Genomic DNA, 12,241 nt, shown 5'->3' with positions numbered 1-12,241 from the left:
GTCGTGTTCGGACGCATTGATGACGCCGGCCTGCAGCGCTTCGGCGAGCTGGCCGTAGTAGTCGTGCGACGTGAACTGCCCCGCCTTCTGTGCCTTGCCAAACTTGCGCTCGACCGGTTCGGCGGCAATCACGTCCGGCAGCAACGCGTTCATGCGGCCGATGGTGTTGTTCGCAGTCGGCGCGAGATACGTCCACTCGGTGAGGCGATCGCGCGCCTCGCCCGGCGCCGTGATGATGGCGGCGACGCGGCGCCCCAGGCGATCCGACGGCGGCACCTCGCGACGACCGAACGGAAACACCAGCACGCGCAGCAACCACGACACCGGCTTGACCGGGAAATTGCGGATGGCGCCATCCAGTGCCATCTGCGTGCGCCACATGCACTCGTGAAATGCCCAGGCCAGCAAGGGGCGATCGGCTTCCGGACGACCGGAATCCTCGTACCGCTTGAGCATCGCGCTGGCGATATACAGGTAGCTCAGCACGTCACCGAGGCGCGCGGACAATTTCTCCTTGAACTTCAGCTTGCCGCCAAGCACGCCCATGAAGGTGTCGGCGCACAGCGCCAGTGCGGCGGAATAACGGTTGAGCTTGCGGTAGTAGCGGCGCGTGTAGGCATCGCCCGCGGTATCGCCGATGCGCGAGCCGGTGAGGCCGAACGTGAAGCTGCGCACCGCGTTTGAAATGCCAAAGCCGATGTGGCCGAAGAGCGCGCGATCGAACGTGCGCAGGCGATCGCCGTAGTCGGCAATCGACAACGCCTGCATTTCCTTCAGTACATAAGGGTGGCAGCGGATGGCGCCCTGCCCGAAGATCATCAGGCTGCGTGTCATGATGTTGGCGCCCTCCACCGTGATGGCGATCGGCACACCCTGCCACGCGCGACCCGCATAGTTCTTCGGACCCAGCTGCACCGCCTTGCCGCCATGCACGTCCATCGCGTCGCCGGCGATCACGCGACCCCATTCGGTGGCGTGATACTTGGCGATCGCAGACGGCACCGCCGGTTTCTCGCCGCGATCCACGGCCGCAGCCGTGGCACGCGACAATGCGGCCGTCGCATAGGTGAGTCCACCGATGCGCGCCAACGCTTCCTCCACGCCTTCGAAGCGGGCGATGGAAAGACCGAACTGCTTGCGCATGCGCGCATAGGCGCCCGTCGCCGCAACCGCGGCGCGCACGCCACCGGTGGCGTTGGACGGCAGCGAGATCGCGCGGCCCACCGAGAGGCATTCCACCAGCATGCGCCAGCCGTGGCCGGCCATGTGCGGGCCGCCGATCAACACCGATAGCGGCACGAATACGTCCTTGCCATGCAGCGGGCCGTTCTGGAACGGCACGTTGAGCGGGAAATGACGGCGGCCTATTTCCAGGCCTGCCGTGTTGCGCGGCAGCAGCGCCAGCGTGATGCCAAGATCTTCCTTGTCGCCCAGCAACTTCTCGGGGTCATACAGACGGAAGGCCAAACCCACCACCGTGGCGATCGGCGCCAGCGTGATGTAACGCTTGTCGAAGGTGAGCTTCATGCCCAGCGTCTCGACGCCGTCGACCATCTGCTTGCAGACGATGCCGAAATCGGTGATCGAGGTGGCGTCCGAACCGGCATACGGGCCGGTCAGCGCGAAACACGGAATCTCGTCGCCAATGGCGAGGCGCGGCAGGTAATGGTTCTTCTGCTCGTCGCTGCCGTAGTGCAGCAGCAGTTCGGCCGGGCCAAGCGAGTTGGGCACCGCGACGGTGGAAGCCACCGTGGCCGACATGGTTGCCAGCTTCTGCAGCACCGCCGAATGCGCCAGCGCCGAGAACCCGAGGCCGCCGTACTGCTTCGGGATGATCATGCCGAAGAACTTGTGCTTCTTGATGAAGGCCCAGACGTCCGGCGGCAGGTCGGCCAGCTCGTGCGTGATCTGCCAGTCGTCGATCATGCTGCACAGCTCTTCGACCGGACCATCCATGAAGGCCTGCTCTTCCACGCTCAGCTCGGGCTTGGGCTGCTTGAGCAGCTCGTGCCAGTCCGGCTTGCCTGAGAACAACTCGCCTTCAAAACCAACGGTGCCCGCTTCCAGCGCGGTCTGCTCGGTTTCGGAGAGCTTCGGCGTCACCTTGGCGAACATCTTCAGCAACGGCGCGCTGATCTGCTTGCGGCGAAAGCCGTCCATCAGCAGCGGCACGGCAATGGCCAGCTCGACCACCAGCAGGATGAAGGTGGTCCATGGCGCGCCGGCAAGCAGGCCGACCACGACGGTGGCAACCACCGTGACGATCGCCCACGTGCGCAGGCTGCTGCGGTGGTAGGCACAGGCGCCGGTGGCGATGAGCGCCGCCAGCAGGGTCAGGATCACGGACATCACTACACCTCGTTACGGATGACGACTTGGGCAATCAGGGGATTCATACGGCCACCGCACCGCTGCGGTCGGCCTGGGAAAGCGCACCCACGAAACGTGCAATTTCGCGGGTGAAGGCATCGTTGGCGTCGCCGGCCACCATGTGCGTGGCGCGCGGCAGCTCCAAGTGTTCGGCGTGCGGCACCAGCTTCAGGAATTCATCGACCGTGTCGCGCGAGACCACGTCGCTGCGTCCGCCGGAAAGCAGCAGCACCGGCACGCGGATCTTCGCGGCGGCCGCCATCAGGCGCGGCTGGTAACGCTCGCTCTCGCGCACCAGCTCACCACCCAGCAGGGCGGGATCCCAGTGCCAGCGAAGGCGTCCGTCGCTGCCTTCGCGCAGCAGTGGCCGCAACTGGTCTTCGCTCTTTCGCCCGGAACGGTGCGGCAGGTAACGCGCAATTTCATCGGACGCCTCCGCATAGCTGGCAAAGCCATCCGGATGCGCCTGCATGAAAGCGAGAATGCGTTCCACCCCTGCCGTCTCCCAGCGCGGAGTGATGTCGACCAGCACCAGCGCGTGGAATGCGTCGGGGTCGATCTCGCCTGCCAGTACGATGCCGAGCAGTCCGCCCATCGACGCCCCCACCAGGATCGGCTTGCGCAACTCCGCGTGGGCCAGCAGACGCAGGTCGCCGACGAACTGCTCCATGTGATAGTCGCCGCCCGGAACGCGGCCGCTTTCGCCGTGGCCGCGACTGTCGAACGCGACGCAGCGATATCCGAGTTCGGCCAAGGCCGCGGACGTACCGCGCCAGGCACCTCGGGTCTGCCCGAAACCGTGCGCGAACAGCAGGGTCGGCGCCCCCGTGGGGTTGCGGATCTCGACCGCCAGCGGAAGACCATCCACGGCGGTGACGCGTTCGTTCTGCTTCTCGGGAGGGGACTGGGCTACCATACGCATGAGTATGTAGGCGCTTTCCCACTGCGTCAATATGCGCCGCAGCGTCGCTGGATCCACGCAATTCAATGAGTTGCACCCATGCCGATTACAAAACGAGCAACTCGGGCTACCATTCGCCCATGAATGTCAGCGCAAAACCCGAACGTACCCGCCTCTCCGCCGAGGACTGGGAAGACGCCGCACTGAGGCTGATCGCCGACCAGGGTGTAGGCGCCCTGGCCGTGGAGGCGCTGGCGCGCCAGCTGGGCGTCACCAAGGGCAGCTTTTACTGGCACTTTCGCACCCGCGAAGCCTTGCTGCAGGCCGCGCTGGAGCGCTGGGAGCAGTACGGCGAACGCGAAGTGATCGCGCAGATCGAGGCGATGCCCGATCCGCGTGCCCGTCTGCCGGAGCTGTTCCGTCGGGTCGCACACGAGTTGGCACCCCACCGCGTGTACGCCGCACTGCTCAAGGCACTGGATCATCCGCAGGTGGTGCCGGTGATGGCCCGCGTCTCGCAGCGGCGCATGGAATTCCTCACCAATATCTATCGCGAGGCTGGTCTTGACGGGGACGAGGCGCTCAATCGCGCACGCCTGACGTACGCGGCCTACGTCGGTTTCCTCCAGCTCAACTTCACGCTGGGTCTGCCGCGCATCAGCCACGACGAATTCGACGCCTACGTGGAACACATGATTCGCACATTGACGCCGGCCTAAACCGCACCGAGACGTCAGCGCAATCCCAAAGACGCCGCCCTATAGCGGCGTTTTTTTGTGCCAGAAATCCACTGGCAGCCCACTTGCCAAAGTGGTCTGCACCCACCCTCCTAACTGCCGGGCGGGGCGGCGTTTTGTAGTGCGCCCAGTTGCCGTTTGCTGCAGTCTCACTTGCCATGCCACTGCACGTAAGTTAGCGTTTCTGCTCTTTTTTAGTTCAAGACCAGAGTGAGGAACCTGATGTCGAGCAAGCTGGAAGCGCTGCAGCGCTGGGTTGACGAAGTGGCCGCCCTGACCCGCCCTGCGAAGATCCACTGGTGCGATGGCTCGGACGCCGAATACCAGCAGCTGGTGCAGCAGATGCTGCAGACCGGCGACTTGATCGAGCTCAATCAGCGAACCCATCCAGGCTGCTACCTGCACCGCTCGAGCCCCTCTGATGTGGCACGCGTGGAGCACCTCACCTTCGTCTGCACCCAAGACCAAGGCGACGCCGGCCCCAACAACCACTGGATGGCGCCCGCCGAGGCGCACGCCAAGATGGATGCCCTGTTCGAGGGCTGCATGGAAGGCCGCACCATGTACGTCATCCCGTACTGCATGGGTCCCATCGACTCCCCCCTCGCCCGTTGCGGCGTGGAGATCACCGACAGTCCCTACGTCGTGGTGAACATGCGCACGATGACGCGCATGGGCGCGGCAGCGCAGGCGCGCATCGAACGCGAGGGCACCTTCGTGAAGGGCCTGCACTCCACAGGTGAGCTGGACCCGGAACGCCGCTTCATCATGCACTTCCCCGAAGAGCTCTCGATCAAGTCCTATGGCTCGGGCTATGGCGGCAACGCCCTGCTTGGCAAGAAGTGCCATGCGCTGCGCATCGCCAGCTACCAGGCGAAGTCCGAAGGCTGGCTGGCCGAGCACATGCTCATCGTCGGCATCGAGAACCCCAAGGGCGAGACGCACTACATCGCCGCCGCGTTCCCGTCGGCCTGCGGCAAGACCAACCTCGCCATGCTCATTCCGCCGAAGGGCTACCTCAAGGACGGCTGGAAGGTATGGACCGTGGGCGACGACATCTGCTGGATGCGTCCCGGCGCGGATGGACGTCTATATGCCATCAACCCTGAAGCCGGCTATTTCGGCGTGGCACCGGGCACCAGCGAGGCGACCAACCCGAATGCGCTGTCGACCATTGCGCGCGACACCATCTTCACCAACGTGGCCGTCACCGCCGACAACCAGCCATGGTGGGAAGGCCTGCCGGGCACTCCGGTGACCGACTGGCAGGGCCGCCCGTACGATCCGGCCAACGGCCCGGCGGCACACCCCAACTCGCGCTTCACGGTGAGTGCGAAGCAGTGTCCGACATGGTCCTCGCGGGCCGAAGACGCGCATGGCGTGCCGATCAGCGCCATCGTGTTCGGCGGACGCCGTCCGTCGCTGGTGCCGCTGGTATTCGAGGCGCGCGACTGGGCGCACGGCGTGCTGGTTGGCGCAGCCATGGGTTCGGAAACCACCGCTGCCGCCACCGGCGCCGTGGGCGTGTTGCGTCGCGACTCGATGGCCATGAAGCCGTTCGCCGGCTACCACTACGGCGACTACTTCCGTCACTGGCTGTCGTTCGACAAGCCGGGTGCAAAGCTCCCGAAGATCTTCCACGTGAACTGGTTCCGCAAGGGCGCCGACGGACGCTTCATGTGGCCGGGCTACGGCGAAAACCTGCGCGTACTCGAGTGGATGATCGACCGCGTGGAAAACCGTGCCACCGGCCGCCAGACCCCGATCGGCACCGTACCCGCCGAGGGCGAACTGAAGGTTGACGGGCTTGTCCTCGATCGTCGCACGCTCGATACCCTGCTCGACGTTGACCAGGCCGGCTGGAATGACGAACTGGCCGCCATCGGCGAATACCTGCAAAGCTTCGGCGACCGCCTGCCGGATGAGCTTCACGTCGAACAGCAGCGCATCGCCAAGGCACTGAAAACCGCCGAAGCCGCCTGAATACACGCCGGCCTGACACGGCCGGCGCCCCCTCTTGTGGGAGCGCACCCTGTGCGCGGCGAGCCACGCTGCGGGTGCACCGCTTCTTCGGCCCCTCGCGCACAGGATGCGCTCCCACAGTCTTTTTCGTCCGGCTCTAAACCCTTCCGCGCCTGTCCGCATCCAAGCTGGCAAGATGATTGCAGCCTGCCCAGCCACCGGACCCATGATGCCGCCAGCACCCGCCGCGGAGCCCGTCGACACGGACGACGTCCGTGCGGCCGCCGCCGGCGACAGGCAAGCTTTTCATCGCCTTTACCACCTGCACGTCGACCGCGTGTATGGCGCGGTCTATCGCCTGGCTGGCTTCGATCACGCTCGTGCGGAAGACCTCACGCAGGATGCGTTCGTTCGCGCCTGGCAGAAACTTTCCGGGTTCCGCCACGAAAGCTCCTTCAGCACCTGGATCTACCGCCTCGCGGTCAATGTCGCACTGATGGACATCCGTGCACGCAGCGCCGATCCGGTCAGCATGATGGATGAGGACAGCCTTCCGGACCACGGCGAAACCCCGTTCTGCGCGGCCGAGCGCGAAGAACTGGAACGCGCCATCGGCAGGTTGCCCCCCAGGGCACGCGCCGTTCTGGTGTTGCACGACATCGAAGGCTGGAAGCACGAGGACATCGGCACCGAGTTGGGTATGGCGGTGGGCTCATCGAAGGCGCAGTTGCATCGTGCCCGGGGTCTGCTGCGAAAAGTATTGGGAGAACAGTGATGAACGAATTCGAATGGCTCCGCCAGACCCGCGCCCTGCGCGAACCGGTGTCGCCGCGCCGCGACCTGTGGCCTGCGATCGACGCAGCACTGGATGCGAGCAGCGAGGCATCGCCCGACGTACCTGCGCGACGCACCGGACAGCACATCCAGCGCTGGCTGCTCGCGGCCAGTTTCGCGGGAATGTCATTGTTCGCCGGCAGCCTCGCCGTGCACCTGCGCGACCGGCCGCTGGAAACCGCGGCGACACCGACGACGACCCAGGACATCGAACGCTGGCGTCCGTCCGACCCGCGCCTTGCCGGCGCAGCCGTTGAACTCGATGCCGCCAGCATGGAGCTGCGCCAGGCCATGGAAGAGGCACCCGATTCACCTGCATTGCAGCGCCTGCTATATCGCACGCAGAAGCAGCAGTCGCAGTTGCGACAGATGGAACACCAGGCTGGTTGAGTCCAGCGGAGCCTTCACCATGAAAACCGCACGCATCCTTCCTCTCCTGCTCAGCCTGTCGATCGGCCAGGCACTGGCCGATACACCCATCAACCTCACACACGATGCGTCGCCAAACGCGCGCATCAGCATCAGCAATGTCAAGGGTGCCGTCACCGTGACCGCCTGGGATCGCAACCAGGTGCAGGTCGGCGGCCGCCTCGGCGACGGCGCCAAGCCGCTGGCCATCGAAGGCAGCAACAGCGACATGGAAATCAAGGTCGAATCGCAGGGCAAGTCGGGCTGGTTCAACTGGAACAACGAGAACTCGATGGGCTCCACCACGCTTGACGTGCGCGTGCCCAAGGGCGCCTCGCTGGATGTGGACGTGGTGAGCGCGCCGCTCAGCATCGACGGCATCGACGGCGGCACCATCAAGGCCAACACCGTCAGCGGCAAGGCGCGTGTCAATGCACGCTCGCCCGACGTCGACGTGGAAAGCGTGAGCGGCAGCATCGAGCTCGCCGGCAGCGCAGGAAAGGTGTCGCTGCAGACCGTCAGCGGCGACATCCTCGCCCCCAACGTGGGCAACGAAGCGGAACTTCAAACCGTCTCCGGCCGCATCCGCGTCAACGGTGGCCCGTGGCGCAAGCTCAACCTCAGCACGGTCTCCGGCGACGTGCAGCTGTCCGGCGGCATGGCACCCAACGGTGTCTTCGACGTGGACAGCATGAGCGGCGACGTGCAGGTCCAGGTGCCGTCGAATCTCTCCGCCACCATCCATGCCAATACCTTCAGCGGCGACCTGCGCAGCGACTTCGGCACCGTGAAGAAAGTGGAGCATGGCCCGGGCAGCGAGCTGCAGGCTACGGCGGGTGCGGGCAACGCAAAGATGAACATCGAGACCTTCAGCGGCGACCTGCGCATCCGCCACCAGGACTGATCACGCGGACTGAAACGAAAAACGCCGGGCATAGCCCGGCGTTTTGCTGTCTGGGATCCCGCTGCTGAAGCGGATCAGAGATCCTGGTGATACTGCACGTATGGGGTGCGCGACTGGTCCGGTTCCGGACCCACCGGCGTGTTGACGCCGTTGCCCGACGACCACAGGTTCTGCGCACCGATGCTCAACTGGCCCTGCCACGGCAGGCGCCAGGTAACGCCGAGATCGATGCTGCTCCAGCGACGATCCGGGTTGTAACCCATGTTGCCCGGCACGCCCGCTTCCGGCTGCATGGTGCGACCGACAATGCTGCCGCTCAGCGGGCCACGATCCACGCCGAAGCTCACTGCCTTCTGGTCGAGGGAATTGACGCCAAGCAGGTTCCCCGGCAGCAAACGCACCCGGCCCACGCTGGCGCCAAGATCAATGCCGCTCTTGGCGTCGAGCGCCAGGCGACCATGCGCGTTGACCTGCGTGCTGCCGTCGAAGCCCGACAGGCCATTCACGCCCGGCAGCGCACCCGGCAGCAGGCGCGGAAGATTGGCGTTGCCCGGAACCGAATCGGTTCCCACGCTCAAGCCCAGGCTGTAGCGACCGGTGTTGTAGGTGGCGCCGACTTCGCTGCCGACCACGCGCGGAGCCTGGTTGTTCGCCCAGTTGTGCTCGCTCACGCCCACGTGAGCCTGCAGATTCGGGCCCATGCCGTACTGGACGTCGGAGGACTGCACGGTCGCCGCATCCACGGCGCGGAACTGCAGCGGTGCATCGGCGCGCTGCGCGGCGGTGAGCGATTCGCTGCCGCTCTGCACGGCCAGCCAGCGCCCATCGGCACCACGCCAAAGCGGCACAGCATTGCTTGCCGAGCCGTCCTGCAGCTGGGCCAGCAGGCGATTTCCCGTCGCGTCGAACGAATCATTGGCCACAGTCTGCCCTGCCGCGACCAGCGGCATGACGAACAACGGCAATGAAAACAACAGACGACGCATATACGAGAGAACCCCCGTAGGACCTAAAGGACGGGCAGGGCTCGCCCCCTCCCAGAGACGATTACGGCCGGATAATACCACGTTTTACTTTTTGCTAACACCCAAAGTTCCGGTTTGTGAGCAAGGCCACAATGGCGCCAAATCACATTTTTTTGACATCAGCGGACGCGATCGGTTCCCAAGCCTCAACTGGCTGGCGACAAAGCTGAATGGAGGCGCTATATAGTCGCCTCTGTCGACAACGCGCGGATTCGCCTGCGACTAATGACTTCGGTCCCGACCAGCACAACGCCAGCTCTCTGGCCGGCAGACGGTGGCATGGCCGCCGTCCACGCCGCCGTGGAGCGCCTGTTTCGCGCAGCGGATGCCGCCAGCGTGCAGGAAATCTGTGAGGCGATGCTGGCCGACATGCAGGTTCCGGGGCGCCTGCAATGGCGTTTGCTTGGCGATCCGCCGCACGTTGAGCCCGGTCATGTCGAGTTCGAGCTGGCGGAAGACCCGCAAGGGCTGCGCTCGCTCATGCTGCATCTGCCGGCCGATGCCGACCACGCCGCGCTGGCAGATCAGCTGGCCTGGATCGGTAGACTCGCCTCGGCGCGCCTGAGACAGCTGGCTGAGACATCGCGGCTGTACGAGGCGATCTCGCGCCTCGCGCTTGCCGAACGCCTGCAGCGCGCGCTCTACGCCATTGCCGATCAGGCCGGCGCCGAGCACAACATGACCGAGATGATGCACTCGCTGCACGCCATCCTCGGCAGCCTGATGTACGCGGAAAATTTCTACATAGCGCTGTACGACGCCACCAGCGACACAGTGCGCTTTCCGTACTACGTCGACACGATGGACAAGGAACCGCCCTCGCCCGACGAGGCCGTTCCGCTGCAGGAGATGCGCCACAGCCTTACCTGGAACCTGCTGCAGTGTGGCCAGGCGCTGATGGGTTCCTTCAGCGAGCTGGCCGAGCAGTTCAAGGGACGCTTCATCCAGGTGGGTCCCGTCTGCGAACACTGGCTCGGCGTGCCGCTGCTGCGCGACGGACGCGTGGTCGGCGGCATCGTCATGCAGAGCTATCGCGAAGATACGCACTACACGCAGCACGACCGCGAGCTGCTGAGCTACGTGGCCAAGCACGTGCAGACCGCGCTGGAACGCCGCGAAGCGCACGAGGAACTGGAGCGCCGTGTCTCCAGTCGCACAGCCGCATTGCGCGAAGCCAACCGCGTGCTGCGCCAGCAGGTCTTGCAGCGCCAGCGTGGCGAACGCCTGCAGGCCGCGCTGTTCCGCATTGCGGAGCTGGCGAATGCATCGGAAAGCCTGGACAACTTCTACGCCGCCGTCCACCGCGTGATCGGCGGCCTGCTCTACGCGCGCAACTTCTACATCGCGCTGCTGGACGAAGAGCAGAAGACGCTCAGCTTCCCCTACTCCGTCGATGAATTCGACACCGTGCGACTCCCGCGTGCACACGGCCGCGGCGTCACCGAATACGTGCTGCGCCATGCCAAGCCGCTGCTGGCCAACCCCGAAGAATTCGACCGGCTGGAGCGCGAAGGCGAGGTTTCCCATCGTGGTTCGCGCTCCGTGTGCTGGCTGGGCGTGCCGCTGATCTGGGGCGATCGCGCCATGGGCGTGCTGGCGGTGCAGAGCTACTCGCCCGAGCACACCTACGACGTGCGCGACCAGGAGCTGCTGACCTTCGTGGGTTACCACGTGGCCAACGCCCTGCAACGCAAGCACACCACCGAATCGCTCAAGCAGGCCTACGCCAGCCTGGAACGCCGCGTCACCGAGCGCACGCGTGCGCTGGCGCTGGCCAACCGCGACCTGCGCGAGCAGATCGCCGAACGCGAGCGCGTGGAGCGTCGTCTCAAGTACGAGACACTGCACGATTCACTGACCGGATTGCCCAACCGCACCCTGCTGCTGCAGCGACTGGAACAGGCCCTGCAGCGCTATCACGGCGACACGCAGGAACTGTTCGCGGTGCTGTTCATCGACCTTGACCGCTTCAAGGTGATCAACGACTCGGTGGGCCATCTGGTCGGTGATGACCTGTTGTTCCAGGTGGGCGGACGCATCCGCGCGTGCCTCAAGACGCGCGATGTAGTGGCTCGACTGGGCGGCGACGAATTCGCGGTGCTTGCCGAAGGCATCACCGATCCGAAGATGGCGCTGCTGATTGCCGAGCGCATCATCGACGAATTGCAGGCCCCCTTCCGCCTTGGCGCGAAGGAGATCTTCACCTCCGCCTCCATCGGCATCGCCCTGCCGAGCCCGCATTACCAACGGCCGGAAGAACTGCTGCGCGACGCCGACGCCGCGATGTATCGCGCCAAGGACGAAGGCCGCCACCGGGCGGCGGTGTTCGACGATCGTTTGCGCCGCGAGGCGCTGTCGCTGTTGGAGATGGAAGGCGATCTGCGCCGCGCGCTCAGCCGCAACGAATTCGTGCCGTTCTACCAGCCCATCGTGGCGCTGCAGACCGGACGCACGGTCGGCTACGAAGCGCTGCTGCGCTGGCGCCATCCCGACCGCGGCCTGCTTACACCCGCCGATTTCCTCGCAGTCGCCGAGGAAAGCGGCTGCGCGGAAAGCATCGACTGGCAGATATTCGAGCAGGTCTGCGCGCAGGCCGAGGCGCTCGCCGGGCCCGATGGATTCGTCAGCATCAACGTGTCTGGCCGCCATTTCCGCTCGGCCGACTTGGACCGCCAGCTGCTGGACCTGATCCAGGCGCATCACCTGCCGCCACGCTGCCTGCGCATCGAGGTGACGGAACGTGCGTTGCTGGAAAACGCGGTGCAGGTGAAGCGCATCCTGGACAACCTGCGCACGCACGGCGTCAGCATCGCGCTGGACGATTTCGGCACGGGCTACTCGTCGTTGAGCTACCTGCACCAGTACCCGATCGAGACCTTGAAGATCGACCGATCCTTCATCGTGGAACTGCCGCGTGAAGGCGGCCACGGCACCGCCGTGGTGCGCGCCATCCAGGCGCTGGCCAATTCGCTGCAGATGCAGGTGATCGCCGAAGGCATCGAGGACGAAGACCAGCGCCAGGCGCTGCTGCGCATCGGCTGCCGCTACGGCCAGGGCTTCCTGTTCGCCACGCCGAAAATGGCCGAAGTGTGGCTGCAGC

9 protein-coding genes are annotated in these 12,241 nt (G+C 65.3%); 6 read left to right on the top strand and 3 right to left on the bottom strand.

Annotated elements, in window-relative coordinates; translation table 11 throughout:
• Together VFG49_RS12550 and VFG49_RS12545 are read right to left on the bottom strand one after the other, a co-directional pair.
• Nucleotides 1-2,349: acyl-CoA dehydrogenase (locus VFG49_RS12550; RefSeq protein ID WP_324860980.1), on the bottom strand; the 2,349-nt coding region annotated here is incomplete at its 3' end.
• 43 nt (nucleotides 2,350-2,392) lie between these two features.
• Nucleotides 2,393-3,286, bottom strand: a complete 894-nt coding sequence (locus VFG49_RS12545) for an alpha/beta hydrolase (RefSeq protein ID WP_324860982.1) — start codon at nucleotides 3,284-3,286, stop codon at nucleotides 2,393-2,395.
• A gap of 125 nt (nucleotides 3,287-3,411) precedes the next feature.
• On the opposite strand from VFG49_RS12545, the gene VFG49_RS12540 reads away from it, so the two are divergent.
• From VFG49_RS12540 to VFG49_RS12520, 5 genes are all read left to right on the top strand, one after another.
• Entirely contained in the window at nucleotides 3,412-3,990 is a 579-nt protein-coding gene (locus tag VFG49_RS12540) for a helix-turn-helix domain-containing protein (RefSeq protein WP_324860978.1), read from the top strand.
• Nucleotides 3,991-4,230: 240 nt separating this feature from the next.
• Nucleotides 4,231-5,991, top strand: a complete 1,761-nt coding sequence (locus tag VFG49_RS12535) for a phosphoenolpyruvate carboxykinase (GTP) (protein WP_324860976.1) — start codon at nucleotides 4,231-4,233, stop codon at nucleotides 5,989-5,991.
• A gap of 208 nt (nucleotides 5,992-6,199) precedes the next feature.
• The gene (locus VFG49_RS12530; RefSeq protein ID WP_324860974.1) at nucleotides 6,200-6,745 is read left to right on the top strand and encodes an RNA polymerase sigma factor; all 546 of its coding nucleotides are present in this window, start codon (nucleotides 6,200-6,202) and stop codon (nucleotides 6,743-6,745) included.
• A complete protein-coding gene (locus VFG49_RS12525; RefSeq protein WP_324860972.1) occupies nucleotides 6,745-7,194 on the top strand; it encodes a hypothetical protein in 450 nt (149 codons plus the stop codon). The genes VFG49_RS12530 and VFG49_RS12525 overlap by 1 nt, the downstream gene beginning before the upstream one ends.
• 19 nt (nucleotides 7,195-7,213) lie before the next feature.
• Nucleotides 7,214-8,116, top strand: a complete 903-nt coding sequence (locus VFG49_RS12520) for a DUF4097 family beta strand repeat-containing protein (RefSeq protein ID WP_324860970.1) — start codon at nucleotides 7,214-7,216, stop codon at nucleotides 8,114-8,116.
• A 74-nt stretch (nucleotides 8,117-8,190) separates the two neighbouring features.
• Here the strand turns inward: VFG49_RS12520 and VFG49_RS12515 are convergent, their stop codons facing one another.
• Nucleotides 8,191-9,102 carry a hypothetical protein gene (locus VFG49_RS12515; RefSeq protein ID WP_324860968.1) on the bottom strand — a complete coding sequence of 304 codons (912 nt, stop codon included), beginning with the start codon at nucleotides 9,100-9,102 and terminating at the stop codon, nucleotides 8,191-8,193.
• A 264-nt stretch (nucleotides 9,103-9,366) separates the two neighbouring features.
• Here VFG49_RS12515 and VFG49_RS12510 point away from each other — a divergent pair.
• A partial coding sequence (locus tag VFG49_RS12510; protein WP_414649129.1) for a bifunctional diguanylate cyclase/phosphodiesterase occupies nucleotides 9,367-12,241 on the top strand: 2,875 nt, incomplete at its 3' end.

The organism is Dyella sp. (genome assembly GCF_035685885.1).
Lineage (GTDB): Bacteria > Pseudomonadota > Gammaproteobacteria > Xanthomonadales > Rhodanobacteraceae > Dyella.
The sequence above is the reverse complement of the archived record's forward strand: the minus strand, read 5'-3'. Positions and strand labels throughout refer to the sequence as shown.